26 protein-coding genes are annotated in these 26,488 nt (G+C 64.6%); 6 read left to right on the top strand and 20 right to left on the bottom strand.

Translation table 11 applies throughout. The annotated features are described in order from the left end of the window. Positions 1 to 251 precede the first annotated feature (251 nt). The 10 genes from NRG23_RS05595 to NRG23_RS05550 form a co-directional block, all read right to left on the bottom strand. Entirely contained in the window at positions 252 to 1,409 is a 1,158-nt protein-coding gene (locus tag NRG23_RS05595; RefSeq protein ID WP_016704629.1) for a glutathionylspermidine synthase family protein, read from the bottom strand. An 11-nt stretch (positions 1,410 to 1,420) separates the two neighbouring features. Then, entirely contained in the window at positions 1,421 to 2,137 is a 717-nt protein-coding gene (locus NRG23_RS05590; protein ID WP_009048682.1) for a DUF1190 domain-containing protein, read from the bottom strand. 20 nt (positions 2,138 to 2,157) lie between these two features. Next, the gene (locus NRG23_RS05585; protein WP_028682288.1) at positions 2,158 to 2,586 is read right to left on the bottom strand and encodes a DUF350 domain-containing protein; all 429 of its coding nucleotides are present in this window, start codon (positions 2,584 to 2,586) and stop codon (positions 2,158 to 2,160) included. Between the two features lie 15 nt (positions 2,587 to 2,601). Continuing rightward, complete coding sequence (locus NRG23_RS05580) at positions 2,602 to 3,252, bottom strand: DUF2491 family protein (protein ID WP_009048683.1); 651 nt, start codon at positions 3,250 to 3,252, stop codon at positions 2,602 to 2,604. Beyond that, complete coding sequence (locus tag NRG23_RS05575) at positions 3,239 to 4,273, bottom strand: potassium channel family protein (protein WP_028682287.1); 1,035 nt, start codon at positions 4,271 to 4,273, stop codon at positions 3,239 to 3,241. Before NRG23_RS05575 ends, NRG23_RS05580 begins: the two co-directional genes overlap by 14 nt. Before the next feature lie 69 nt (positions 4,274 to 4,342). Next, on the bottom strand, positions 4,343 to 4,909 hold the full coding sequence (locus NRG23_RS05570) for a rhomboid family intramembrane serine protease (RefSeq protein ID WP_028682286.1): 567 nt from the start codon (positions 4,907 to 4,909) through the stop codon (positions 4,343 to 4,345). Between the two features lie 206 nt (positions 4,910 to 5,115). Beyond that, the gene (locus NRG23_RS05565) at positions 5,116 to 5,817 is read right to left on the bottom strand and encodes a PspA/IM30 family protein (protein WP_009048686.1); all 702 of its coding nucleotides are present in this window, start codon (positions 5,815 to 5,817) and stop codon (positions 5,116 to 5,118) included. A 26-nt stretch (positions 5,818 to 5,843) separates the two neighbouring features. After that, positions 5,844 to 6,578 carry a YjfI family protein gene (locus NRG23_RS05560; RefSeq protein ID WP_373922249.1) on the bottom strand — a complete coding sequence of 245 codons (735 nt, stop codon included), beginning with the start codon at positions 6,576 to 6,578 and terminating at the stop codon, positions 5,844 to 5,846. Between the two features lie 309 nt (positions 6,579 to 6,887). Continuing rightward, complete coding sequence (locus tag NRG23_RS05555) at positions 6,888 to 7,394, bottom strand: GNAT family N-acetyltransferase (RefSeq protein WP_016704636.1); 507 nt, start codon at positions 7,392 to 7,394, stop codon at positions 6,888 to 6,890. Next, positions 7,391 to 7,981: a GNAT family N-acetyltransferase gene (locus tag NRG23_RS05550; RefSeq protein ID WP_124301481.1), complete on the bottom strand. Its 591-nt coding sequence runs from the start codon at positions 7,979 to 7,981 to the stop codon at positions 7,391 to 7,393. Before NRG23_RS05550 ends, NRG23_RS05555 begins: the two co-directional genes overlap by 4 nt. A 105-nt stretch (positions 7,982 to 8,086) precedes the next feature. Here NRG23_RS05550 and NRG23_RS05545 point away from each other — a divergent pair, with 105 nt between their 5' ends. Continuing rightward, positions 8,087 to 8,674, top strand: coding sequence for a LysE family translocator (locus tag NRG23_RS05545; RefSeq protein WP_038632034.1), 588 nt, complete (start codon positions 8,087 to 8,089; stop codon positions 8,672 to 8,674). A gap of 109 nt (positions 8,675 to 8,783) precedes the next feature. On the opposite strand, the gene NRG23_RS05540 is transcribed toward NRG23_RS05545, so the two are convergent. From NRG23_RS05540 to NRG23_RS05530, 3 genes are all read right to left on the bottom strand, one after another. Then, entirely contained in the window at positions 8,784 to 9,617 is an 834-nt protein-coding gene (locus NRG23_RS05540) for an AraC family transcriptional regulator (protein WP_257373926.1), read from the bottom strand. Positions 9,618 to 9,656: 39 nt separating this feature from the next. Further along, complete coding sequence (locus tag NRG23_RS05535) at positions 9,657 to 10,160, bottom strand: VOC family protein (RefSeq protein ID WP_023966168.1); 504 nt, start codon at positions 10,158 to 10,160, stop codon at positions 9,657 to 9,659. A 124-nt stretch (positions 10,161 to 10,284) separates the two neighbouring features. Next, positions 10,285 to 11,199, bottom strand: coding sequence for a LysR family transcriptional regulator (locus NRG23_RS05530; protein ID WP_038579526.1), 915 nt, complete (start codon positions 11,197 to 11,199; stop codon positions 10,285 to 10,287). Positions 11,200 to 11,309: 110 nt separating this feature from the next. Here NRG23_RS05530 and NRG23_RS05525 point away from each other — a divergent pair, with 110 nt between their 5' ends. The 5 genes from NRG23_RS05525 (at position 11,310) to NRG23_RS05505 (ending at position 16,250) form a co-directional block, all read left to right on the top strand. After that, entirely contained in the window at positions 11,310 to 12,155 is an 846-nt protein-coding gene (locus tag NRG23_RS05525; protein ID WP_028682281.1) for an oxidoreductase, read from the top strand. 189 nt (positions 12,156 to 12,344) lie between these two features. Next, positions 12,345 to 12,800 (top strand): (2Fe-2S)-binding protein, encoded by a 456-nt coding sequence (locus NRG23_RS05520; protein WP_009048695.1) that lies wholly within the window; start codon positions 12,345 to 12,347, stop codon positions 12,798 to 12,800. 23 nt (positions 12,801 to 12,823) lie between these two features. Further along, positions 12,824 to 14,971, top strand: coding sequence for a xanthine dehydrogenase family protein molybdopterin-binding subunit (locus NRG23_RS05515; RefSeq protein WP_257373925.1), 2,148 nt, complete (start codon positions 12,824 to 12,826; stop codon positions 14,969 to 14,971). Between the two features lies 1 nt (position 14,972). Next, on the top strand, positions 14,973 to 15,551 hold the full coding sequence (locus NRG23_RS05510) for a hypothetical protein (RefSeq protein WP_257373924.1): 579 nt from the start codon (positions 14,973 to 14,975) through the stop codon (positions 15,549 to 15,551). A 90-nt stretch (positions 15,552 to 15,641) separates the two neighbouring features. After that, complete coding sequence (locus NRG23_RS05505; protein ID WP_257373923.1) at positions 15,642 to 16,250, top strand: GGDEF domain-containing protein; 609 nt, start codon at positions 15,642 to 15,644, stop codon at positions 16,248 to 16,250. An 89-nt stretch (positions 16,251 to 16,339) separates the two neighbouring features. Here NRG23_RS05505 and NRG23_RS05500 read toward each other — a convergent pair whose 3' ends face one another. The 7 genes from NRG23_RS05500 to gloB form a co-directional block, all read right to left on the bottom strand. Then, positions 16,340 to 17,947, bottom strand: a complete 1,608-nt coding sequence (locus NRG23_RS05500; RefSeq protein WP_016704645.1) for an ABC transporter ATP-binding protein — start codon at positions 17,945 to 17,947, stop codon at positions 16,340 to 16,342. Between the two features lies 1 nt (position 17,948). Beyond that, complete coding sequence (locus NRG23_RS05495; protein WP_053268901.1) at positions 17,949 to 18,968, bottom strand: ABC transporter permease; 1,020 nt, start codon at positions 18,966 to 18,968, stop codon at positions 17,949 to 17,951. Position 18,969: 1 nt separating this feature from the next. Beyond that, the gene (locus NRG23_RS05490) at positions 18,970 to 20,043 is read right to left on the bottom strand and encodes a microcin C ABC transporter permease YejB (protein ID WP_009048701.1); all 1,074 of its coding nucleotides are present in this window, start codon (positions 20,041 to 20,043) and stop codon (positions 18,970 to 18,972) included. Position 20,044: 1 nt separating this feature from the next. Beyond that, positions 20,045 to 21,898 carry an extracellular solute-binding protein gene (locus NRG23_RS05485; RefSeq protein WP_257373922.1) on the bottom strand — a complete coding sequence of 618 codons (1,854 nt, stop codon included), beginning with the start codon at positions 21,896 to 21,898 and terminating at the stop codon, positions 20,045 to 20,047. Next, on the bottom strand, positions 21,895 to 23,724 hold the full coding sequence (locus NRG23_RS05480) for an extracellular solute-binding protein (RefSeq protein ID WP_257373921.1): 1,830 nt from the start codon (positions 23,722 to 23,724) through the stop codon (positions 21,895 to 21,897). Before NRG23_RS05480 ends, NRG23_RS05485 begins: the two co-directional genes overlap by 4 nt. Before the next feature lie 375 nt (positions 23,725 to 24,099). After that, positions 24,100 to 25,557: a transglycosylase SLT domain-containing protein gene (locus tag NRG23_RS05475; RefSeq protein ID WP_028682275.1), complete on the bottom strand. Its 1,458-nt coding sequence runs from the start codon at positions 25,555 to 25,557 to the stop codon at positions 24,100 to 24,102. 99 nt (positions 25,558 to 25,656) lie between these two features. Next, a complete protein-coding gene (gene gloB / locus NRG23_RS05470) occupies positions 25,657 to 26,424 on the bottom strand; it encodes a hydroxyacylglutathione hydrolase (RefSeq protein WP_041988991.1) in 768 nt (255 codons plus the stop codon). Between the last annotated feature and the right edge of the window lie 64 nt (positions 26,425 to 26,488).

Below are 26,488 nucleotides of genomic sequence, written 5' to 3'. Positions count from 1 at the left end.
AGTTGAAAAAAGGCCGGTTTGGCCGGCCCGCGCAATTTACTCAGGCCAACCTGTCAAGTCAAGATTAAATTGCCACGAATCATATGTTCGTTCAGCTTTAAGTAAGGTCTGTATCGGGAGTCAGATAAATGAAGGGGCAAGTTATATAGGGCAGCCTTGAGTAACTGGCATTGAAACAATGCACACTATTGTTATTGTGCGGCAGCCATTGAATAACAGGCCGAGGCGCATTGCGCGCCCCGGCGGATATATCAGTCAAGGATCAGGTGCGGCAGGAAGCGGCTGGAGTCCTTGGTGATCAGGCTGTCGTCTTCGCGCACGCCGATGCCAGCGGCCTGGTCGCCGATGACCCAGGAGCCGATCAGGGTGTAGCTGTCGCCAAAGCGCGGCAGCGGGGCGAAGGACTGCAGGATGTAGGGCGCGTCGGTGTAGGGGCCGTCTTCCTTGACCACCTCGTCCTGCGGGGTGCGCAACTCGATGTTGGCGCCTTCGCGGGAAAAGAACGGCTTGCGCACCCAGCCCTTGGGCACATCGCGCTGCGGGTGCAGGTCCAGGTGCGTCTCCAGCAGGTTCGGGTGGCCCGGGTGAGCCTCCCAGAGCAGCGGCAGGATGCCCTTGTTGGAGAGGATGGATTTCCACGCCGGTTCGAAGAACTGCGTGTCGCTGGCGGCGATCGCCGCACCGAAGGGCTCATGGAAGATGAACTCCCAGGCGTGCAGCTTGAACAGGTGCGGGATCCAGCGGTCCTGCAGGTCGACGAAGCGGCCTTCGGCGGTGAGGCCGATGTCTTCCACGTCGATATGCCGCGACTCGATGCCGGCCTTTTCCGCGATCAGGCGCAGGTAGTCGGTGGTGGCGCGGTCTTCCACCGAATCCTTCATCGAGGCGAAGTAGAACGGGCGCTCGATCCCCAGCTGGGCGAAGGCCTGGTGCAGCCGGGTGTCGATGCTGTTGAACTGGTCGGCATGCCGCGGCAGCACGCCGCGCTCGATGTTCTGCTCCAGCCAGCCCCATTGGAACGCCGCGGTTTCATAGAGGCTGGTGGGCGTGTCGTAGTTGAGCTCCAGCAGCTTGGCCGGGCCCTGGCCGTTATAGGAAAAGTCCAGGCGGCCGTAGAGGTGCGGGTGACCCTCGAGCCATGAAGTGCGGATCATGTCGTAGAAGGCCGGCGGAATGCTCAGGCGATCCAGCAGGGCCTCGCTGCGCACCACCCGGTCCACCAGGTCCATGCACATCTCATGGATTTCGGTGGTCGGGTCTTCCAGGTCGTCCTCGATCTGCTTGAGGCTGAATTGGTAGTAGGCGCTTTCGTCCCAGTAGGCTTCGCCGTCGATGGTGTGGAACAGGAAGCCGAGTTTTTCCGCGGTCTGTCGCCAGTCCGGGCGTTCGTTGCAGAGGATCTTCTTCATGGCGCGCTTCCTTAGCTGCTCGAGCGTCCCGAACTCCAGCTCGAGGAGCTGGAGCCGCCCCAGCCGCTGCGGGCGCTGGCCTGGCTGCCGAAGCCGCCACGGGAGGTAGAGGAGGACACCGACATCGGCCGGGTGGTGGTCCGGAAACCGCTGCCCGACTGCGCCTGGCGCGACTTGGAGAAGGTCGAGCCGCTGGCGATGCGCTGGTTGAGCGTCGAGTTGGCGTAGCTGCCGCGGTCGTCGCGATAGCGGTAGACCGGCTCGGAGTAATAGTTGCGGCTACCGCCGCTGAGCAGGTTGCCGATCAGCAGGCCGGTGAGCAGGCCGCTGTCGATACTGCTGAGCGACGACCCCTGTCCGGCTCCGGGGCTGACCCCGGCCGCCGCCAACTGCTCGCGGGTGAAGGCGCCCTGGGCGTTGATTTCAAAGCCGCCCAGCTTCGGCACGAACTTGCCGTTGGAGTCTATCTGGCACCAGTTTTCGACGAAGTCGGCATCGCAATCGGCCTGGTTGTCGTAGACCGGCGCCTGGGCGCGGTGCTCCGCCATGGCCTTGATATAGGCATCGGAGCAGACGTCCACGGCGATCTTGCCGTCCACGCATTCCTGCACCGACTGGAAGTTGAATTTCTGCTGGACCGCGAGGGTCTCCGGCTCCGAGTTGCAGCCCGAGATCGCCAGCGCCACCGAGGCGGCCAGGGAGAGCTGAACGTATTGGCTTCGTTTCATCGAGGGCTCCGTGCGGTCGATCAGTTCTGCGAAGGGGTCATGCAGGCGGCGTTGAGCAGGCCGACGCTGATGGCCACCGCGGCGACGTAGATGCCGGCGGCGATTTCACCGTTGCGGATGCGCTGCGAAGTGCCCTTGAGCACCAGGCTGGTCATCAGGAACGCCAGCAGTTGCACCACGGCGGCGATCAGCGCCCAGACGGCGAAGTCCAGCAGGCTGATGGAGTAGGCGATGACATTGCTCGCCGGAATGGCGAAGCCGATGATGGCGCCGCCCAGGGCGATGGCGGCGGAGATGTTGCCCTCGCGGATCAGCTGGAACTCCTTGTGTGGCGTCAGGCGGGTGTAGACGAACTGGAACAGGGCGAACAGCACGGCCGCGCCGAGGATGTAGGTCAGGAAACCGACCACGGCGAATTTGTTCAGGGAAATGGAAAGGGCTTCAAGCATGGGTTCTGGTCCTTGTCAGAGGGTTTGCAGGTCGGTCATGTACAGGGAAATGCCCAGTGAGGTCACCAGGCTGACGCTGCCGTCGGCGTATTGCTCCACGGAAAACAGCAGGAATTCGCGGCGATTGGTCAGGCCGGTGTCGCGGGCATAGAGCATCGAGTGGCTTTCGAAGGCGAAGGTCTCGTCCGGCTTGGACACCTGCTCGCGCAGCGGCACCAGCTCGGTCTGCCCGGCTTCGGTACCCCATTCGCGCTGGTACTCGACGCCGTCGAGGCTGTAGGTGGGCTGGCCGATCAGGCTGTCCGGGCCGGCCAGGCGGCGCAGCTCGGCTTCGCTGTTGACGGCCTGGTTGCTCAGGTAGTTGAACAGGATGATCGATTTGACCTGGCCGTCGATGCCGCCGCTGGTGTGCACCTGCAGCCAGTAGTCCTCGTCGTCCAGGTAGTAGCGCGACAGCCATTCGGACTGGCCCAGGTCCACCAGGCCTTCGCTGTAGACCGCCTGGTCGCCGGGAATCGCCACGCGGCTGTTGTCGGCGAGCAGCAGCTTGAGGCTGGCATCGAAGCGGATGCCCGCGCCCATGCTCAGGCCCAGTGGGCCGGTGGCGAAACTCGAGCTTGTGGTGGCCGGGGCCTGGAGCCCCAGAAAGCGTTTAAACCATCCCATTGTCGATGTCCTTGAGGCGGCTGGAAGCGATGTAGAAGAGTTCTCCGCCCTGGATCCGCGTATCGCTGTGCGGGTTGATCTGCGGGTGTTGCGCGCCGCGGGCGCGGTAGCCGATCAGGGTGGCGTTGTAGCGTTCCTTGAGGTGTACGTAGAGCTCAGCGAAACGGCCCTCGTAAGTCTCGGGCAGGCGCATGACGTATTGGGTGGCGCCCTGGCCGACGCACAGCAGTTCGTTGATCACCACCGAGGAGCCGGGGTCTTGGGAGGAGCGCACCAGCATCTCGATGGCCATGCTCGAGGTGCACTCCAGCTTCGGTGCGTAGGAGGCGGCCAGGGTGGCGATTTCGCTGTCGTTGAAGTGGGCGACCACATGGCCGGCGGGGCGCAGCTGGTTGATCGCCAGCACGCTGGCCAGGGTCAGGTCGTCGGAACTGGTGCGCACCAGCACCCGTTCGGCGCCGGGTATCCCGGCGCGCAGCAGCAGGGCCGCGGACGACAGGCTTTCGCCCCTGACGAAGGCGGCCTTGCCCTGCATCGGGTTCTCGTCGAGGGTCGCGTCGCAGATGACGATCAGGTTGTCGTTGGAGGTTTCGTCCTGCAGCAGCAATTCGATCACCCGCTCACTGGACGCGCCTTCCCAGCCGACCAGCACGGTATGCCCGGTCTGGCCGGTGAAGTCGCCTTTGCCTTTCATGCCTTTTCTCCATAGGTCCATAACGCTGCTGGTGGTCTTGCCGATGGCCGCGGTCAGCAGCGCGATGCCGCCGAGCATCACCCACACCGCCACGAAGACCCGGCCTGCGGCGGATTGCGGCGACAGGTCGCCATAACCCACGGTCAGGGTGGTGGTGAAATAGAAATAGATGAAGGTCGCGGGCGCGGTGAGGTGCTGCTCGCCCAGGGCCACCAGGCCGAGATAGGAGGTCGCGGCATGCACGCCGAGCGCGATGGCCAGGCCCATCCAGCCGAAGCGCTGGAAGAAGGTGGCCGCGTATACCCGAAGCAAGATGAAAATCGACATCGAATCCCTGATTTCCTGTTGAGCTGATCTATCCGTGATGCAGCGCGCCGTGCCCGGGCAAGGCATGGCTCATTGCCGCGCGGCATTAGACATCGGCTTGGCGCCGGATAAAAGCATTTTTGCTGCGATGAACCCCGCGAAGGCGCCAAAGATGTGGCCTTCGAAGGAAACCCCGGCCCGTGGCAGGAACCCCAGGACCAGACCGGAATACAGGAACATCGTCACCGCGGCGGCCAGCAGGCTGCTCCAGCTGCGCAATAACCAGGCGCGGGTGAGGATGTAGGCCCACAGGCCGAAGACCCAGGCGCTGGCGCCGACATGGATGCCCCGGAAGCCGAACAGCCAGACCAGGGCGCCGCCGAGCAGGATGATGATCAGGCTGGCCACCACGAAGCGCCGCTGGCCTTCGGCGATCACCATGGCGCCGAGGATCAGCAAGGGCACCAGGTTGGCGGTCAGGTGGGTAAAGGAGCCGTGGAGAAAGGGCGAGGTGAGTATCCCCGGCAAACCCTGCAGGGTACGCGGGATCAGGCCGAAGAGATTCAGGCTGTAGCCGCTCAGGCTGTTGAGCACCTGTACGGCGATCATCACCAGGGCCAGGCCCGCCAGGGTCTTGAAACCGTTTGCAACCGCCATCGAGGCCCTCCCATAGGCCAGAAAAAGGGCGCAGGGTGCTTAAGCGCAGGTGATCCATTGTAGGAGCGCAGCTTGCTCGCGATGATCGTTAACGATACCGCGTACTGACTGGATGAGCGCGGCGCTCTCCAGTCCATCGCGAGCAAGCTCGCTCCTACAGTTTCCGTGGCATTGCACCGCGTGCCTTTTTTACTGCTCCAGGAGCCTTACTCGGCCGACTTCTGTTTCTTCAGTCGCTCGAGGATCGCGTTGGCGCTGCCCTGGTCCGGCACGATGTTGGCTTCGCGCAGGCGGCGTTCCAGGTCGTTGCCGTTGCTCGCATCGGCCAGTTGCTCCTGGGCTTCCATTTCCGCCGCGCGCTGATCCTGGCGGGCCTGCAGGCGGTTCAGGGTGTTGACTGCGGTTTCCAGCTTGCCGTTGGCGCCGCCGCTGGCGATCGAGGCGCTGACCTGGGCCTTCTGCACGCTTTCCCGGGCCTTGGCCATGTCCACTTGCTGGCGCAGGCTGCGGATGCGCGCCTCGGCCTTGCCGATGTCCTTGCGCATATTCTCGGCGTAGGCGCCGAATTCGCTGGCTTGCTTCTGCTCCGCTTCCAGGCCGGTGGTCAGGGTCGAGATGGCTTCGGCGACTTCCAGGGCCAGGTCTTCGCGGTTGGCCTGCAGCGAGGCGAGGGCCTTGGATTCCAGGTCGGCGATCTTCGCGGTGAATTCGCTGACCCGCTCAGTGGACAGCTTGTGCTTGGCCATGATGGTGACCAGCTCGCGCTTGGCGTTGGACAGGGCGTTGTCGGCGTCGCGGATTTCCTGGTCGAGGATGCGCAGGGCCTGCTGGTCGGCGATGCTTTCGCCGACTTCGTTGGCGCCACCGCGCAGGGCGGTGAACAGTTTGTTCCAGATGGACTGAGTCATGTAGGCGTACTCCGGATTCTCGGCAATCAGTTGAAGAAGCTTTCGAAGGCTTCGGTGGCGCGTTGGACGTTGTCTACCAGGGTCTTGACCTCGGTCACCACGTTGGTCAGGTTCGAGCTGGCGCTCAGGGCGCCGAACATGTTGTAGACGGTCTGGCCGTTGGGCATGGACTCGATGCCGATCGAGGACAGGGGGAACATCTCCCGGCTGCGCAGCACCGCGTCATTGAAGCGGGCGACGTCGTTGATCGACTCCAGGTCTACCAGCACGGTGTCGACGATGATCTGCTCGCCGACCACCGCGATGTAGATCGGCAGGCCGCCGAAGTCGTGCATTTCCAGCTTGATGCTTGGCTCGGCGCCTTGAATCAGGCTCAGGCCGATTTCGTTCGAGGTCACTTCGTCCAGGGCCTGCAAGGCGCTGAAGAGGCGGTCGATGGTCCAGTTCTCACCTGCGATCATGTCATTCTCCAATACCGGTGCGCCGCCGATCAGGGGTTGGCGCAGCTTCTTCTCAATGTGCTTGAGCACGCTCCGGTTTTCCGGAAGTACCCAGGTTTCGTGTTTCACATAACCAGCGGCACTCAGGCCCGCGCGCATCTGCTTCATGTAGAAGCTCGACGGCTTCTTGGCGGAAGCCTTGCTGCTGGGGGCCCTGTTGCTGGAGGCCTTGTTGCTGGAAGGTTTCGAGCGCTCTCCTTGTCGACTCTCTGAGGAAGCCGGTAGGTCAGCAGGCTGACTGGCCGGGAGGGTCTTTTCCATGGGGTGACTCCGTTGTGCACGTATCACGCGTGAGAACATTACAGGGGATTTTGTTACGACTCAATGACTCACGCGTGATATTTTTCGATGCATCGAAAAAATAACTGGAGGGCTCTGGAACGGCGGTTTCCATCGGTAAAGCGAGGTTTCCGGGGTTCAATTCAAGCTCGCCAGCCGCGGGCGCAAGCGTTCGACCTGGGCATCGCGGCGATAGCTGATGCGCCAGTGCTCGGTGTCCAGAAGGCTCATTGAATCCATGCCGGGGCGGTCCTTGTGCGGCGGGCGAGGCTGTTGATGATCGCGCTTCGATCATCGCCCGGGCGATGTCGGGACGTGGAATTTATACAGGGTGCAGGGATAGCCGTCTGCCGTGATCGGATGACAACTGTAGGCGTCGCCGACGAGCGCGGGAATGACCCGGGCCCAGAAATCCCGGGCCGGCCGGTTGTCGTCGATGTGGACGACCTGCCAGTGCCCGGGCAGCTGTTCCAGCAGTTGCCTCACCACCTGCCGGCCGATGCCGCGACCGCGAAAGCGCCGGGCCACGAAGAAGTAGGCGAGGTTGTACTGCACCTCGGCCAGTTTCACCTTGTCGTCCACCGTGGCGAAACCTGCCAGTTCGCCATCGACCCGGATCAGGTAGGGGCGCGTGGCCGCCTCGCGCCAGTATTCGAGCAACGGACGGATCTCGAACAGACCGTGGCGGCCGAGCTTGAGCGGCAGCCACTCGCTGAGTTCGTACAGGTAGAACTGCATCAGGTTTTCGATGCATTCCAGCTCGTCGCGCTGGGCTGGGTGCAGTTCGATCTGGCTCATGGTTCCCGGCTTCGCACGGTGTCGGTGGGCGAGGCGGCCTTGGCCGCGAAGTAGCGTTCGGCGCTGAGGCTGTACAGCAGGCTGGGGGCCAGGCCGGGGAAGTCGTCCAGTTCGCCGTCGCGGGTCAGGCCCAGGCGCTCCAGGGCGCGGCGCGACGGCAGGTTGTCGGGGCGTACCAGGCCGATCACCTGTTCCTTGCCCAGCACGCGGAACGCCAGGTGCAGCGCGGCGCCGGCCATTTCGCTGGCGTAACCCTGGCCCCAGGCCTCGACGGCGAAGCGAAAGTACAGGTTCAGCCCGCTGCGCTCGCCGAAGCGGCTGTGCATGACGCCGCCGAACCCCAGCACCCGTTCGGGCTGGGCGCGGTCGCAGACCACCCAATAGCCGAAACCCTGGTCCTGCCAGTGTTGTATCCAGCCCTGCAACCGGTGCTGGCAGCTCTCGCGGCTGTCGGGACCGGCCGGGTTGTAGCGCTGGGTCCGTGGGTCGCTGTGGATCAGGTGGGTGACGTCCAGGTCGGCGGCCGTTGGCGCGCGCAACAGCAGGCGGGCGGTGAGGGTGGTCGCGGAAGGGGGAGCATCGGGCATAGGGTTCGTCCGTACGCGAGGGGGGTATTTTTCTTCAATACACTGGGCGGCCTGCGCACTTACCTTGGTCACCGGACTCTCCGATTGATCCTTTGAAGGTGTGTGATGAGCGTAGTGTTTTCCATGGCGGCCTTCGCGCTAGCCTCTTCGATTACCCCCGGCCCGGTCAATATCGTGGCCCTGAGTTCCGGCGCGCAGTTCGGCTTTCGCGCCAGCCTGCGGCATGTCGGTGGCGCGACCCTGGGTTTTGTCCTGTTGCTGGTGCTGATCGGCCTGGGCCTGCATGAGCTGCTGCGGCTGTGGCCGTTCCTGACCCGCGGCATCCAGTTGTTCGGGGTGGCCTTCCTGTTGTTCATGGCCTGGAAGCTGGCGGTGGACGACGGCCGGCTGGGCAGCGACGACCAGGCCAAGGCGCCGTCGGCCTGGTACGGCGCGATCATGCAATGGCTCAACCCCAAGGCCTGGCTGGCCTGCGTCGCCGGCATGGGCGCGTTTGCCGCCAATGGCGAGGCGCTGCTGGTGTGGCAATTCGCGCTGGTGTACTTCGTGATCTGCTACTTGTCGATTGCCTGTTGGGCCTACGCCGGGACGTTTTTGCGCCAGTACCTGAGCAACCCGAAGGGCATGCGTCTGTTCAACCGCAGCATGGCGGCGCTGCTGGTGGCGAGCGCGGTGTATCTGTTGTTGCCTTGAGAGGGCGTTGGCCGGTCTAGCCTTATCGCGAGCAAGCTCGCTCCTACAGGATTCATGTGTTCTGTAGGAGCGAGCTTGCTCGCGATGAGGGCCACCGGGGGGCGACGCATCACCCGCGATATTGCCCCGGCGTCGCCGCCAGGTGCTGCTTGAAGGCGCGCTGGAAATGCGCCTGGTCGGCGAAGCCGGCTTCCAGGGCCACGTCGGCGATCGGCTCGCCGTCCCGCAGCCGGCTTTGGGCGAACTGCACCCGCTGGTTGACCACGAAGGCGTGGGGCGTCATGCCGTAATGCTGCTTGAAGGCGCGGATCAGGTAGGACGGCGACAGCTCGGCGGCCTGGCAGATTTCCTCCAGCTTCAGCGAGCGGGTGCAGTGTTGGCGAATGTAGTCGGCGGCCCGTTGCAGCTTCTGGTTGCTCTCGCGCGGTGGCCGGCTGGCCGGGTTCAGGCGCTGTTGCAGGTCGCTGAAAAACGCCACCGCGACGCTGTGTTTTTGCAGGACCTCGGCCTGTTCGTCCACCAGCACTTCATACAGGCGGTTGAGCCCGGCATAGAGTTCGGGGTCGTCGCTGTGGGGCGTGGAAAAGGCGCGAAAGCCCTGGTCCTGGCTGAACCCCAGTTGATGTTGCAGATCGGTCAGCCAGGGGGTGTCGACATAGAGCATGAGATACGACCAGGGCTGGTCGTCGATCGGGTTGCAGGCATGCACTTCGCCGGGGTTCATCAGCACCACGGTGCCGGCGCTGATGCGAAATTGCGCCTGCTCGTGCAGGTAGGTGCTGTGCCCGGCGGTGATGGCGCCGATGGAGAAATGTTCATGGGCATGCCGGGCGTAACAGACCTTGCGCCCGTCGGCGATCGAGCGGGCCTCGATAAAGGGCAGCGCCGCATCGCGCCAGAACTGCGGGGCGGTATCGAGGCTGGGGCTCAAGCTCGGCTTCATCAAAGGCATCCCATCGGCAAGCGTCGGCCTGCGAGTGTATTAGGTCTCGCCGGCGAAGGCTCGCTCCAGCGCGGCGATATCGAGTTTTTTCATCTGCAGCAGGGCCTGCATCACCCGCTGCGACTTGGCCGTGTCGGGGTCGGTCATCCAGTGGTTCAGCGCGCAGGGCACGATCTGCCAGGACAATCCGAACTTGTCCTTGAGCCAGCCGCACTGCTGGGCCTGGGGATCGCCGCCGTAGGACAGGGCGCTCCAGAAATGATCGATTTCGCCCTGGTTCTGGCAGTTGACCTGCAGCGAAACCGCTTCGTTGAACTGGAATACCGGACCGCCGTTGAGGCCGGTGAAGGTCTGGCCATCGAGCTCGAAGGACACGGTCATCACCGAGCCTTCCGGGCGACCGTGGAACTCGAAGCCGGCCTTGCCGTAGTGGGTGAGGGCGGTGATGCGCGAGTGCTCGAAGACCGAACAGTAGAACTGGGCGGCGGCTTCGGCCTGATGGTCGAACCACAGGCAGGGGGTGATGCGATGAATGAGCGACATGACGGTTCTCCTCGGCGGATGGTCCACGCTTGAGCAAGCGTAGCCAGCCCGGGGGCGGCCGGGACTGCCGTAGATCGACAAAGCGCAGCCGGGCGAGGAGCGGTATCGAGCCGGCGCATCCGGCTCAGGATCGCCGCCCTTGCTCGGCGACCCAGGCGTTGGCCATGTCGATGAAGGCGCGCAGTTTCGGCTGGCTCTGGGTGCGGCTGGGAAAGTACAGGTACAGGCCCGAACTCAGCGGGACGAACGGTTGCAGCACAGACTCCAGGCGCCCGCTGGCCAGGTCGTCGGCCACCTCGAAGTCGCAGGCGTAGGCCAGCCCCTGCCCGCCCCGCGCCATGGCGACCAGCAAGTGCCGATCGTTGACCACCAGCGCACCCTCGACGCCGACGGTGAAATCCCGCCCATTGCGCCGGAACTCCCAGCGGTGGGTCGTGCCCGAGGTGAGGAAGCGAAAGCCGATGCCCTGGTGCCGGGTCAGTTCTTCCGGGGTCTGCGGCCTGCCGGCCCGGGCGAAATAGTCCGGGGAGCCCACCACCGACCATTGCAGGTCCGGGGTCAGGCGCACGGCGACCATGTCCTTTTCGATCGACTCGCCCAGGCGGATACCGGCATCGAAGCCCTCGCTGACCAGGTCGACCGTGGCATCGTCCAGGGAAATCTCCAGCCTGACGTCGGGATAGGCCGCGCGATAGCGCGAGACCAGGGGTTCGATCAGCAGCTTGCCGGACAGCCGTGGCGCGGTCAGGCGCAAGGTGCCCATCGGCCGGTCGCGATAGCTGCCCAGCACCGCCAGGGCGTCGCCGATTTCACTGGCGGCCGGGCGCAGGCGGATGAACAGGCTGCTGCCGGCTTCCGTCAGGGCCACGCGGCGGGTGGTGCGCTGGAACAGCAGCACCCCGGTACGCCGCTCCAGGGTCTTTACCGCATGGCTCACGGCGGTCGGGGTCACCCCCAGCTGGCTGGCGGCGAGGGTGAAGCTCTTGTGTTCGGCGACGGCGAGAAACTCGGTCAGGCCGTCGAAAGGGTCCTGGTTCATTGCAAGGCCATTATGAAAGACACGTTCATAGTGCTTGTAGCACGGAGCCATTTTTCTCACCAATGTTCCTGCGTACCTTGTGCTCACCCACTCCTTACAAGGTACTGATCATGACTGCTCAAACCCCTTTCAAACGTGTCTGGCTGATCACCGGGGCTTCCCGTGGCATCGGCGCGAAAATCACCGCCGCAGCCCTGGCCCACGGCGATGCGGTGGTGGCCACCGCGCGCAATGCCCAGTCGCTCAGCGAGCGTTTCGGCGCGCAGCCGGGCCTGCTGGCGGCGCAACTGGATGTCACCGACGAGGCCCAGGCCCGCGACGTGGCGCAGATGGCCGTCGAGCATTTCGGCCGCATCGACGTGCTGGTCAACAACGCCGGTTTCGGCCTGCTCGGCGCGGTGGAGGAGGCCAGCGGCGACGAGATCCGCCGGGTCTATGAAACCAACGTGTTCGGCCTGCTCAATGTCACCCGCGGGGTGCTGCCGCACATGCGCGCCGCCCGCAGCGGTCATGTGATCAATATCTCGTCGATCGGCGGCTATCAGTCGGGGCCGGGCTACGGGGTCTACTGCTCGACCAAGTTCGCCGTCGAAGGCTTGAGCGAAGCCCTGCACAGCGAGCTGGCGCCTTTGGGCGTGAAGGTCACGGTGGTCGAGCCGGGCTACTTCCGCACCGACTTCCTCGATGGCAATTCGTTGCTGGAGTCGCCGGCCTCGATCGCCGACTACACGACCACCGTTGGCCAGGTACGCCAGCAGGCCAAGGCCTATAACCAGCAGCAGCCGGGCGATCCGGACAAGCTGGCGCAGGCGATGATCGCCCTGGTCGAAGCCGAGCAACCGCCGCTGCGCCTGCCCCTGGGCACCGACACCCTGGGCGCCATCGCGGCGAAGAACGCCTACGTCGAGCAGGAAACCGCGACCTGGCGGGCGCTGTCGGCCTCCACCGATTTCTGATGCTGCGCTCATCGCCCGGCCGCCCCGTCCAGGCCGGCTGGGCGTGACCGGCGGTCGCAGAATCCGGCCTGTTCGGCAAACTGCGCTTAGCTGTATGGAAAACCTCGCGGCGCGCGTAGGCCTTCGGCCACAGCGACGCCGCTCCAGGATCCCGTGAATCCTGTCCCCCCTCGGCCTGAGGAATTGTGCATGTTGACACTCAATATCAATGGCAAGGACCAGCAGCTCGAGGTGCCCGCGGACATGCCGCTGCTCTGGGTGCTGCGCGATGTGGCGCACCTGACCGGCACCAAGTTCGGCTGCGGCATGGCGCAATGCGGCGCCTGCACCGTGCATGTCGACGGCGCGCCGCTGCGTTCCTGCGTGACCCCGGCCGCGGCGGTGGCCAACGGGCAGAAAATCCTCACCATCGAAGGCCTGTCGACGGACGGCTCGCACCCGGTGCAGCGCGCCTGGGCCGAGCTGGACGTGGTGCAGTGCGGTTACTGCCAGTCGGGGCAGATCATGTCGGCCGCGGCCTTGCTGGCGAAGATCCCGTCGCCCACCGACAGCGATATCGACCAGGCGCTGTCCGGCAATATCTGCCGCTGCGGCACCTACCCACGGATCCGCGCGGCGGTCAAACGCGCCGCCGAAATCGGCTGAGTCGGCATTAAGAGGGACAAGGCATGATCACTGCGTCGCGTCGTGGATTTCTCAAAGGGGGGGCGCTGCTCGGCGGCGGCCTGGTGGTGGCGTTCGTCATTCCGGGGGCCAATCGTTTTGCCCGGGCGGCGAGCGAAGAATTCGTGCCCAATGCCTTCTTGCGCATCGCTCCGGACGGCATGGTCACCGTGGTGCTCGGTCATTCGGAAATGGGCCAGGGCATCTGGACCGGGCTGTCGATGCTGATCGCCGAGGAACTGGATGCCGACTGGTCGAAGATCCGCGTCGAGCACGCGCCGGCCGCCGCGGTGTATGGCTTGCCGGCGTTCGGCGGGATGCAGATCACCGGCGGTTCGACCTCGACCTGGATGGAGTTCGACCGCTATCGCCAGGCCGGCGCCGCAGCGCGCCAGATGCTGATCGAAGCCGCGGCCAAGCGCCTGCAGGTGGCGCCCTCGACCTTGCACACCGAGCAGGGCTGGGTGGTGGCCGGGAAGCAGCGCCTGAGCTACGGCGACCTGGCCAACGAAGCCGGGCAACTGCCGGTGCCGGACCCGGCCTCGCTGCACTTGAAGGAGGCCAAGGACTGGCGGTTGATCGGCAAGCCGACCAAGCGCCTGGACACCCCGGAGAAAATCACCGGCCGCGCGCAATTCGGCATGGACATGTATTTCGACGGCCTGCTGACCGCCGTGGTCCTGCGTTCGCCGGTGTTCGGCGGCACGCTCAAGTCGTTCGATCCCCAGGCGGCGCTGGCGGTCCCCGGGGTGATCAAGGTGCTCCAGGTGCCCACGGGCGTGGCGGTGGTCGCCGAGCATTACTGGGCGGCCAAGCAGGGGCGCGATGCGCTCAAGGCCGAATGGGACCTGGGGCCGAACGCCAATATGAGCAGCGAAAGCCTGATGCAGAGCTTTCGCAAACTGGCGCTGACCCCCGGGACCAAGGCCGCCGAGGCCGGCGATGCGGCCGGGAGCATGGCCAAGGCGACGCAGGTGATCAAGGCCGAATACAGCGTGCCGTACCTGGCCCATGCGCCGATGGAGCCGCTCAACTGCACGGTGCGCATCGGCGCCGACAAGTGCGAGATCTGGACCGGCACCCAGTTCCAGACCCTGGACCAGATGGTCGCGTCGAAGATCACCGGGCTCAAGCCGGAGCAGGTGCAGATCCATACGCAATTCCTGGGTGGCGGTTTCGGCCGCCGGGCCAACCCGACCTCGGACTTCGTCAGCGAAGCGGTGGAGGTGGCCAAGGCCGCCGCCGCCCCGGTGAAAACCGTCTGGTCGCGGGAAGACGATGTGCGCGGCGGCTACTTCCGTTCAGCGTTCCTGCACCAGGCACAGGTCGGCCTGGACGCCCAGGGCCTGCCGCTGGCCTGGCAGCATGTGCTGGTGGGGCAGTCGATCATGGCCGGCACCTCGTTCGAGGCCAGCTTCGTCAAGAACGGCATCGACAACACTTCGGTCGAGGGCCTGGCGGACGGGCCTTACCTGAAGGGCACGCCGAACCACCGGGTCGACCTGCATTCGCCGATGACCGGCATCACCGTGCTGTGGATGCGCTCCGTGGGCCACACCCATACCGCGTTCGTCGTCGAGTCGTTGATCGACGAGATGGCCGACGCGGTGGGCAAGGATCCGGTGGAATACCGCCGCATCCTGCTCAAGGATCACCCGCGGCACCTGGGCGTGCTCAACCTGGCGGTGGAGAAGGCCGGCTGGGGCAAGCCCGTGCCCAACGGCCATGCCTTGGGCGTGGCGGTGCACGAGTCCTTCGGCAGTTACGTGGCGCAGGTGGCCGAGGTGTCCCTGGAGGCCGAGCGGATTCGCGTGCACCGGGTGGTCTGCGCGGTGGATTGCGGCATCGCGGTGAACCCGCAGAGCATCGTCGCGCAGATGGAGTCGGGCATCACCTTCGGCCTGGGCATGGCCCTGCACAGCCGCATTTCCTTCAAGGACGGCCGGGTGGTGCAGTCCAACTATCACGACTTCCAGGTGTTGCGCCTGAACGAGATGCCCCAGGTCGAGGTGCATATAGTCGCCAGCACCGACAAGCCCGGCGGTATCGGCGAGACGGGCGTGCCGCCCACGGCGCCGGCGGTGGCCAACGCGGTGTTCGCCCTGACCGGCCAGCGGCTGCGCGAGCTGCCGTTGCAACTGGCGGGGGTGTGAGATGAAACGCCACCTGTTCCTCGGTTCGCTGATCCTGGTCGGCCTGGGCGGTTATGCCTCGGACCTGTTCGCCGCCGATGAACCGGCGCTGGCGGCGTTCGCGACGGTGCAGAAGGTGTTCCAGAGCCCGCGCTGCCAGAATTGCCATATTCCCGGGGATGCGCCCTTGCAGTTCGACGCCGGCACGCCCCATGCCATGGCCGTGGTCCGTGGCCTGGACGGCAAGGGCGCGGCGGGGCTGCCGTGCGCCACCTGCCATGGCGAAAGCAACCCGCCGGCCAGCTATGGCCCGCACATGCCACCGGGGGCGCCGCACTGGAGCCTGCCGCCGGCGGCGCACAAAATGGCCTGGATCGGCCTGCCGGCCGACCGCCTGTGTCAGGTGATCAAGGACAAGGCCAGCAACGGCGACCGCGACTTTGCCGCGCTGATCAAGCATGTCAGCGAAGACAAGCTGGTGCTCTGGGGCTGGAACCCCGGTGGCAACCGCGCGCCGGTCCCGGTGCCCCACGACATCTTCGTCAGCCAGTTCAAACTCTGGGCCGAGGCGGGCGGACCCTGTCCGGCGGTCGGAAGTTGACGCCAGGGGCACCCTGGGAGGGCTGGTTGCGGGCAGTCGCAGGCCCTGGCAACTAAGCTCTATAGGAGTTACCCGCCAATGGAGTGTGCGATGTTTTCCCCAGACAAGCCTGTCCAGGCACCGGACCAGGTGCCATCCCCGGAGGCGGACGACCCGTCCCGGCAACTGTTGCGCGATCAGAACCGCCGGGCCGAGCAGGAACTGGCCGCGGTGCAGGTAGCCAACCTCGATAAACTGACCCTGCTGCCCAACCTCCACGGCTTTGCGGTGCTGGCCGGCGATGCGTTGCAGGCCTGCAAGGACCTCAACTGCCCGGCGACCTTGCTGCTGTTCGACCTCGACGATATCTACCGCATCGCCCGCGCTTACGGTGCGGAAGAAGGCGAGGCGGCGCTGAAGACCTTCGCCGACGGCCTGCGCATCGCCTTTCGCGAAAGCGACGTGGTCGGGCATCTGGAGTACCAGCGTTTCGCGGTACTGCTGACCGGCTCGGAACGGGTGGAAAAACTGGCGATCATCGCTCGCCTGCAGGCCATCCTCGACGAGCGCACCGCCACCCAGCAGTGCATTTACGACATCTGTTTCAGCATCGGCCAGATCGAGTTCGATCCGGCCCAGCCGGCCGATGTGGAAACCTTGCTGGCGGAAGCCGACAAGACCATGAGCAGGCCGGGCCTCGGGCCGCAGATAAAGGACTAGGCGCTGATCCAGCCCGCTGCGTGGGCTGGACGGAGAGAAAGTCCAGCCAATAAAAAACCGCCCTCAGGCGGTTTTTTATTGGCCGGTTGTCACTCGGCGGCCGGCACCAGGAACGCGGCTTCGAGCAACTGCCGGGTGTAGGGATGCTGCGGCGCGGCGAAGATATCTTGCGCGTCGCCCTGTTCCACCACCTGGCCATGCTTGACCACCATCAACTGATGGCTCAGGGCCTTGACCACCGCCAGGTCGTGGCTGATGAACAGGTAGGTCAGGTTGTACTTGGCCTGCAGCTTGCGCAGCAGTTCCACCACCTGGCGCTGTACGGTGCGGTCGAGGGCCGAGGTCGGCTCGTCCAGCAGGATCAGCGCCGGCTTGAGTACCAGGGCGCGGGCGATGGCGATGCGCTGGCGCTGGCCACCGGAGAACTCGTGCGGGTAGCGATGCCGGGTTTCCGGATCCAGGCCGACTTCCTTGAGCGCCTCGATGATTGCCTGTTCCTGCTCGGCGGCGGTGCCGATCTTGTGGATGCGCAGGCCTTCGCCGACGATCTGGCTCACGCACATGCGCGGGCTGAGGCTGCCGAAAGGGTCCTGGAACACCACCTGCATCTCCCGGCGCAACGGCCGCACCTGCTGCTGCGACAGGCCGTCCAGCTGCTTGCCTTCGAAGCGGATGGCGCCCTTGCTGGCGATCAGCCGCAGGATCGCCAGGCCCAGGGTGGACTTGCCCGAGCCGCTTTCGCCGACTATGCCCAGGGTCTGGCCCTGGGGCAGGCTGAAGTTGATGCCATCCACCGCCTTCACATGGTCGACGGTGTGGCGCAGCAGGCCTTTCTTGATCGGGAACCAGACCTTCAGGTCCTCGACCTGCAACAGCGGCGGGCCGACCACATTGGTCGCCGGCTTGCCGCTGGGCTCGGCCGCCAGCAGCTCGCGGGTGTAGGGATGCTGCGGCGCGCGGAACAGCTCTTCGCAGGGCGCCTGCTCGACAATGCAGCCGCGCTGCATCACGCAGACGCGGTGGGCGATGCGCCGGACCAGGTTGAGGTCGTGGCTGATCAGCAGCAAGGCCATCCCCAGGCGCGCCTGCAACTCCTTGAGCAGTTCGAGGATCTTCAACTGCACGGTGACGTCGAGGGCGGTGGTCGGCTCGTCGGCGATCAGCAGCTCCGGCTCGTTGGCCAGGGCCATGGCGATCATCACCCGTTGCCGCTGGCCGCCGGACAGCTCGTGGGGCAGGGCCTTGAGGCGCTTGTGCGGCTCGGGGATGCCCACCAGATCCAGCAGCTCCAGGGTGCGCTGGGTCGCGACCTTGCCGGTCAGGCCCTTGTGCAGGCCCAGCACCTCGTTGATCTGCTTCTCGATGCTGTGCAGCGGGTTGAGCGAGGTCATGGGCTCCTGGAAGATCATGGCGATGCGGTTACCGCGGATATGGCGGATGGTCTTCTCTTTCTGGGTCAGCAGATCCTGGCCGGCGTACTGGATAGTGCCGGACGGATGACGGGCCAGCGGGTAGGGCAGCAGGCGCAGGATCGAGTGCGCGGTCACCGATTTGCCTGAGCCGCTTTCGCCCACCAGAGCCAGGGTTTCGCCGCGCTTGATGTCGAAGCTGATGCCCTCGACCACCCGTTGCTTGTGCTCGCCGACGACAAATTCGACGGCGAGGTCGCGGACTTCGATCAGATTGTCCTGATTCATCTCATTTCCTCGGGTCGAAGGCATCGCGAGCGGACTCGCCGATGAATACCAGCAGGCTCAACATGATCGCCAGCACGGCAAAGGCACTGATGCCCAGCCACGGCGCTTGCAGGTTGGATTTGCCCTGGGCCACCAGTTCGCCCAGGGACGGCGCGCCGGGTGGCAGGCCGAAACCGAGGAAGTCGAGGGCAGTCAGGGTGCCGATGGCGCCGGTGAGGATGAAAGGCATGAAGGTCATGGTCGAGACCATGGCGTTGGGCAGGATGTGGCGGAACATGATCGCGCCGTTCTGCATGCCCAGGGCGCGGGCGGCGCGCACGTATTCCAGGTTGCGCCCGCGCAGGAACTCGGCGCGCACCACGTCCACCAGGCTCATCCAGGAAAACAGCAGCATGATCCCCAGCAGCCACCAGAAGTTCGGCTGCACGAAGCTGGCGAGGATGATCAGCAGGTACAGCACCGGCAGCCCCGACCAGATCTCCAGGAAGCGCTGCCCGGCCAGATCGACCCAGCCGCCATAAAAACCCTGCAGCGCCCCGGCGATGACGCCGATGATCGAGCTGAGGATGGTCAGGGTCAGGGCGAACAGCACCGAGACCCGGAAGCCGTAGATCACCCGCGCCAGCACGTCGCGGCCCTGGTCGTCGGTGCCCAGCAGGTTGTCCGCCGAGGGCGGCGCGGGGGCCGGGACCTTCAGGTCGTAGTTGATGCTCTGGTAGCTGAACGGGATCGGCGCCCACAGCACCCAGGCGTCCTTGGCCGCCAGCAGCTCGCGGATATACGGACTCTTGTAGTTGGCCTCCAGGGGGAACTCGCCGCCGAAGGTGGTTTCCGGGTAGCGCTTGAGCGCCGGGAAGTACCAGCCGTCGTCGTAGTGCACCACCAGCGGCTTGTCGTTGGCGATCAGCTCGGCGCCCAGGCTGGCGCCAAACAGGACCAGGAACAGCCACAGCGACCACCAGCCGCGCTTGTTGGCCTTGAACAGTTCGAAGCGCCGACGATTGAGGGGGGACAGGTTCATCTCAATGCTCCCGGCTTTCGAAGTCGATGCGTGGGTCGACCAGGGTGTAGGTCAAATCGCCGATCAGTTTCACCACCAGCCCCAGCAGGGTGAAGATGAACAGGGTGCCGAACACCACCGGGTAGTCGCGGTTGATCGCCGCCTCGAAGCTCATCAGGCCCAGGCCGTCGAGGGAGAAGATCACCTCCACCAGCAAGGATCCGGTAAAGAAGATGCCGATGAAGGCCGAGGGGAAACCGGCGATCACCAGCAGCATGGCGTTGCGGAACACATGGCCGTAGAGCACGCGGCGCTTGGTCAGGCCCTTGGCCCTGGCAGTGATCACGTACTGCTTGTTGATCTCGTCGAGGAAGCTGTTCTTGGTCAGCAGGGTCATGGTGGCGAAGTTGCCGATCACCAGGGCGGTCACCGGCAGGGTCAGGTGCCAGAAGTAGTCGAGGATCTTGCCGCCCCAGCTCAACTGGTCGAAGTTGTTCGAGGTCAGGCCGCGCAGCGGGAACCAGTCGAAATAACTGCCGCCGGCGAACATCACGATCAGCAGGATGGCGAACAGGAACGCCGGGATCGCGTAGCCGACGATGATCGCCGAGCTGGTCCAGACGTCGAAGTGGCTGCCGTGGCGGGTGGCCTTGGCGATCCCCAGGGGGATCGACACCAGGTACATGATCAGGGTGCTCCACAGCCCCAGGGAAATGGACACCGGGAGTTTCTCGCGGATCAGGTCGACCACCTTGGCGTCGCGGAAGAAGCTGTCGCCGAAATCCAGGGTGGCGTAGTTCTTGATCATGATCCACAGGCGTTCCGGCGCCGACTTGTCGAAGCCGTACATCTTCTCGATTTCCTTGACCAGGGCCGGGTCCAGGCCCTGGGCGCCACGGTAGCTGGAGCCTGCCACCGAGACTTCGGCGCCGCCGCCGGCGATGCGGCTGGTGGCGCCCTCGAAACCCTCGAGCTTGGCGATCATCTGTTCCACCGGGCCGCCGGGCGCGGCCTGGATGATCACGAAGTTGATCAGCAGGATGCCGAACAGGGTAGGGATGATCAGCAGCAGTCGCCGCAGAATATAGGCCAGCATCTTATTGCTCCACGCCGGCGGGGGCGGCCTGCGAGTGGGTGTCCGGGGTCACGGCCGGCTTGGCGTCGGGCTTGATCCACCAGGTCTGGGTGCCGATGTCATATTTGGGCGAGACCTTCGGGTGGCCGATATGGTCCCAGTAGGCCACGCGCCAGGTCTTGATGTGCCAGTTGGGGATCACGTAGTAGCCCCATTGCAGCACCCGGTCGAGGGCGCGGGCATGGGCCACCAGGCTCTGGCGCGAGTCGGCGTTGATCAGGTCTTCCACCAGCGCATCGATGGTCGGGTCCTTGAGGCCGATGAAATTGCGACTGCCGGGGTTGTCGGCGCTGGAGGACTTCCAGTATTCGCGCTGCTCGTTGCCGGGCGAATTCGATTGCGGGAAGCCGCCGACCACCATGTCGAAGTCCCGCGAGCGCAGGCGGTTGATGTACTGGGAAACGTCGACCCGGCGGATCACCAGGTCGATCCCGAGGTCCGCGAGGTTGCGCTTGAACGGCAGCAATATGCGCTCGAACTCGGTCTGGGCCAGCAGGAACTCGATCACCACCGGCTTGCCCTGGGCGTCGACCATCTTGTCGTCGACGATGCGCCAGCCGGCTTCCTGCAACAGCTGGTAGGCCTGGCGCTGCTGGGCGCGGATCATGCCGCTGCCATCGCACACCGAGGGCTGGAAGGCTTCGCTGAAGACCTGGTCGGGAATCTTCCCGCGCAGCGGTTCGAGGATCTGCAGTTCGTCGGCGTCGGGCAGGCCGGTGGCGGCCATTTCCGAGTTCTCGAAGTAGCTGCGGGTGCGGGTGTAGGCACCGTTGAACAGTTGTTTGTTGGTCCACTCGAAGTCCAGCAGCAGGCTCAGGGCCTTGCGCACCCGCACATCCTGGAACAGCGGGCGGCGGAGGTTGTAGACGAAGCCCTGCATGCCGGTGGGGTTGCCGTTGGGGATCTGTTCCTTGATCAGCCGGCCTTCGCTCACGGCCGGGATGTTGTAGGCGTTGGCCCAGTTCTTCGCGCTGGTTTCCAGCCAGTAGTCGAACTGCCCGGCCTTGAGGGCTTCCAGGGCCACGGTGTTGTCGCGGAAATAGTCGGTGGCCATGACGTCGAAGTTGAACTGGCCGCGGTTGATCGGCAGGTCCTTGCCCCAGTAGTCCTTGACCCGCTCATAGCGCACCGAGCGTCCGGCCTTGACCTCGGCCACCCTGTACGGGCCGCTGCCGAGGGGGATTTCCAGGTTGCCCTTGGAAAAGTCGCGGTGCTCCCACCAGTGCTTGGGCAGTATCGACAGCTGCCCGAGGATCAGCGGTAGCTCGCGGTTGTTCTTGTGCTTGAACTTGAACAGCACCTTGAGCGGGTCTTCGGCGATCACGTCGTCGACGTCGGCGTAGTAGCCGCGGTACATCGGCGCGCCGGCCTTCATCAGGGTCTGGAAGCTGAACACCACGTCTTCGGCGCGGATCGGCTGGCCGTCGTGGAAACGCGCCTCGGGGCGCAGGTAGAAACGCACCCAGCTGTTGTCCGGGGCCTTCTCGATCTGCCCGGCGATCAGGCCGTACTCGGTGAAGGGTTCGTCCAGGCTCTGGCGCATCAGGGTGTCGTAGATCAGGCCGATATTGTCCGCCGGCACGCCTTTGTTGATGAACGGGTTGAGGCTGTCGAAGCCGCCGAAACCGGACTCGCGGAAGGTACCGCCCTTGGGTGCGTCCGGGTTGACGTAGTCGAAGTGCTTGAAGGTCGCCGGGTACTTCGGCGGTTCGTTGTACAGGGTCAGGGCGTGTTGCGGGGCGGCCTGGGCGAGGCAGGCGATTCCCGTCAGCAGCACGCCGCCGGCCCACGGGAGCAGGGCACGCAGGGGCATCATTGGGCTTTCTCCAGAGACTTCAGCCACCAGGCGCTCAGGCCCAGCTGGTAGGGCGGCGTGGTGACGAAGGCGAACCGGTTGCGGTACGCCAGGCGATGATAGTTGAGGTACCAGTTGGGGATGATGTAGTGCTGCCACAGCAGCACCCGATCCAGGGCCCGACCGGCGGCCAGTTGCTCGTCGCGGCTCTGCGCGGCGAGCAATTGTTCCAGCAGGTGATCGACGATGGGGTTGTCGATGCCTGCATAGTTTTTGCTGCCCTTGACCCCGACCTGGCTGGAGTGGAAGTACTGCCATTGCTCCAGGCCCGGGCTCAGGGTCTGGTTCAGGGTCATGAGGATCATGTCGAAATCGAACTGGTCCAGGCGTTGTTTGTACTGCGCCCGGTCCACGGTGCGCAGGCGTGCGTCGATGCCGATGCTGGCCAGGTTCTCGACGTAGGGCTGGAGGATCCGTTCCAGGTTCGGGTTGACCAGCAACAGCTCGAAGCGCAGCGGTTGCCCGTTGCTGTCGAGCAGGCGCTGGCCGTTGAGCTTCCAGCCGGCTTCGGCGAGCAGGCCCAGGGCCTGGCGCAGAGTCGCCCGCGGGATGCCGCGGCCATCGGTCTGCGGCAGGCTGAAGGGCTGGGTGAACAGGCTGGCGGGCAACTGCTCGCGGTAGGGCGAGAGCAGCAGCCATTCATGGCCGACCGGCAGGCCCGTGGCGGAGAACTCGCTGTTGGGGTAGTAGCTGGTCGCGCGCTTGTAGGCGCCGCTGAACAGGGTGCGGTTGGTCCACTCGAAGTCGAACATCAGGCCCAGGGCTTCGCGCACCTTACGGTCGGCGAAGATCGCCCGGCGGCTGTTCATGAACAGGCCCTGGGTCTGGGTCGGGATCTGGTGCGCCACCTGGGTCTTGATGATGTCGCCGCGATTGACCGCGGGGAAGTTGTAGCCATTGGCCCAGTTCTTCGCCTGGTGTTCGATGTAGATGTCGAACTCGCCGGCCTTGAAGGCTTCGAAGGCGACGTCGCTGTCACGGTAGAACTCCACCGCGACCTTGTTGAAATTGTTGAAGCCGCGATTGACCGGCAGGTCCTTGCCCCAATAGTCCTTGACCCGCTCGAACAGCAGCGAGCGCCCCGGTTGCACCCGGGTGATGCGGTAGGGGCCGCTGCCCAGCGGCGGCTCGAAGGTGGTGGCCTTGAAGTCGCGGTCTTTCCAGTAGTGCTGCGGCAGCACCGGCAACTCGCCCAGGCGCAGGATCAGCAGCGGGTTGCCGGAGCGCTTGAACACGAAGCGGATGCGCTGTGGACCGAGGATGTCCACGCGCTGCACTTCCTGCAGGTTGGTGCGGTATTGCGGGTGGCCTTCCTTGAGCAGCAGCCGGTAGGAAAACGCCACATCGTAGGCGGTGATCGGGTGGCCGTCGTGGAAACGCGCCTCGGGGCGCAGGTTGAACACCACCCAGCTGCGGTCTTCGCTGTATTCGACGGAGCGGGCGATCAGGCCGTAGCTGGAAGTCGGCTCGTCGCCGGACGGCGCGTACTGGCCGGTGCCGACCATCAGCGGCTCGTTCAGCTCGTTGACCCCGTATTGCAGGAAGTTGGGCGTGGAAACCGGGCTGCTGCCCTTGAAGGTGTAGGGGTTGAGGGTGTCGAAGGTGCCAAACGCCATGACCCGCAAGGTCCCGCCTTTGGGCGCGGCGGGGTTGACCCAGTCGTAATGGGTGAACTTGGCGGGGTACTTGAGCGTGCCGAACTGCGCGTAACCATGACTTTCAGTGATCGTTGCGCTTGCGGGAAAGCTCAAGGCCAGACTGATTAGGGACAGGAGGAGGGGACGCATCAAGTCAGAGATCCGATCCAGGCGGCTTGGGCTTTGTGCTCCGTACAGTAACAGCTTGTATCGACAGGAAAAAGGCCGCCCCGGGCTGGTCACGACATTTGCTTGCCGCCGCTGGATACGCCGCAATCTGTAGCCGCTGCCGAAGGCTGCGATCGACCGGTACGGTCGCAGGGATCTTCCGAGCGCAGGAGGGCCTGCGGCCCTATCGCAGCCTAGCGGCAGCGGCTACAGCGTCGGTGGAGTATCCATTTCTAAAGGCTTGACACAGCCCTGTAGCCGCTTCCGCAGGCTGCGATCGACCGGTACGGTCGCGGGGATCTTCCGGGCGCTGGAGGGCCTGCGGCCCTATCGCAGCCTGCGGCAGCGGCTACAGGATCAGTGAGGCAGGTAGACGGTCAGCATCTGGCCTGGCTTGAGGGCCTGGCCGGCGCGGGGATTCCAGCGCTTGAGGTGTTGCATCTCGACGTTGAAGCGCTTGGCCACCATGTACAGCGAATCGCCTTGCTTGACCTTGTACTGGGTCGACTTCTTGTCGGCGCTGGCGACCAGGGTCTTCTTGCCGGAAGCCTTGGCGCTGGTCTTGCTGCTGCCCTTGGCTTTGCTGGTGTCCTGCATGACCAGGGTCTGGCCGACCTTGAGCTGCTTGCCGCTCAGCTTGTTCCAGCGTTGCAGGTCCTTGACGTCGACCTTGTTGGCCTTGGCGATCTGCGACAGGTTGTCGCCACGCTTGACCCGGTAGTTGCGCTTGGCCTGGGCCATTTCGCGACTGTCGGCACCCTCGAACACCGGCTTGAACGAACGCTGGCTGATCAGCTCTTCGGGTTTCATGGTCGACAGGCTGGCGCTCAGCAGTTGCGCCTTGGACGTCGGCACCAGCAGATGCTGGGGACCGTCGATGGTGGTGCGCTGCTTGAAGGCCGGGTTGAGCTGGAACAGCTCGTCCTCGTCGATGTTGGCCACCGCGGCGACCTTGGACAGGTCCATGCGCTGGTTGATTTCGACGACCTGGAAGTAGGGTTCGTTGGCGATCGGGTTCAGGTTGACGCCATAGGCTTCGGGCGCCAGCACCACCTGGGACAGGGCCAGCAGCTTGGGCACGTAGGCCTGGGTTTCCGACGGCAGCGGCAGGTTCCAGTAGTCGGTGGGCAGGCCGAGTTTCTCGTTGCGCTCGATGGCCCGGCTGACCGTGCCTTCGCCGGCGTTGTAGGCCGCCAGGGCCAGCAGCCAGTCGCCGTTGAACATGTCGTGCAGGCGGGTCAGGTAATCCATGGCCGCGGTGGTCGAGGCGGTGATATCTCGACGGCCATCATAGAAGCGGGTCTGGCGCAGGTTGAAGGAACGACCGGTGGACGGAATGAACTGCCACAGGCCCACCGCGTCGGCCCGGGAATAGGCCATCGGGTTGTAGGCGCTCTCGATCACTGGCAGCAGGGCCAGCTCCAGCGGCATGTTGCGTTCTTCAAGGCGCTCGACGATGTAATGGATATAGAGGCTGCCGCGTTCGCTGGCATTCTCGAGAAACGATGGATTGCTGGCGAACCACAGGCGCTGCTGTTCGATGCGCGGGTTGACGCCGATGCCTTCCTGCAACTGGAAACCTTCGCGCATGCGCTCCCAGACGTCCTGGGGCAATTGCGGGCTGGGTTTTTCATTCAGCCAGATGGGTTTCTGCTTGATGCGGGCGTTGAAATTCTGGGTGTGCGAAGCGTCGGTTTGCGGGACGTGGCTCGTGCTTTGGCAGCCCGCCAGGGTGGCGGACACAGCCACCGCGATGGCTTGAGCCAACCGCGTCAATGCGTCTGAATTGATGGATTTACGAATAGATGACGACATTGGCTGGAAGTAAGTTCCGGGCAAAAATGTCGGGCGATTCTAGAAAGCGCACCCGGTGCGGTCAACCATTCAGAATTTTCGTACCAACTCGCAGCCTGCTTAGAACTTATCTTTCCAAGCCCGCAAGGCAGCAAAAACCGCACTCTGAGCCCGGTTATCGAGGCCATTCCGTTCGTCCGCTTTTTGTTTAACGGATGTTTCACCGGTACGCAGGAAGGGATTGGTGAGCTTTTCCAGGGCCAGGGTGGAAGGCAGGGTCATGCGGCCGTTTTCCCGCAGCTCGCTGACTTTGCGCAGGCGCGCGGCGATGTCCGGGTTGTCCGGTTCCACCGCCTGGGCAAAACGCAGGTTGCTCAGGGTGTATTCGTGGGTGCAGTACACCAGGGTGTCTTCGGGCAGCGCGGCCAGGCGGCTCAGGGAATGGTGCATCTGCTCCGGCGTGCCCTCGAACAGACGCCCGCACCCGGCGGCGAACAGGGTGTCGCCGCAAAACAGCAGGCCGTGATGGTAGTAGGCAATATGCCCCAGGGTATGCCCGGGCACCGCGTAGATGTCGAAGTCCCAGCCAAGGATGCTGGCGCGGTCGTTGTCGTGCAGGGCCACGTCGCGCCCCGGGATGTTTTCGTTGGCCGGGCCCCAGACCTTGGCGCCGCTGGCTTTTTTCAGTTGTTCGACACCGCCGACATGGTCGTGGTGGTGATGGGTCACCAGGATATCGCTCAGCACCCAGCCCGGATGTTCGGCGAGCCAGGCCTGTACCGGTGCGGCGTCACCCGGGTCGACTACCGCGCAACGCTGATGGCGATGGTCCTGTAACAACCAGATGTAGTTATCGGTGAACGCGGGCAGGGCACTGATCTGTATCATCGTTGGAGTCGCCAAGCGGAAAACATTGGCGCATCTTAGAACTTCTTGGCGGGTTGGAGAATGC

The organism is Pseudomonas sp. T8, from assembly GCF_024610635.1.
Classification (GTDB): domain Bacteria; phylum Pseudomonadota; class Gammaproteobacteria; order Pseudomonadales; family Pseudomonadaceae; genus Aquipseudomonas; species Aquipseudomonas chlororaphis_I.
The sequence above is the reverse complement of the archived record's forward strand: the minus strand, read 5'-3'. Positions and strand labels throughout refer to the sequence as shown.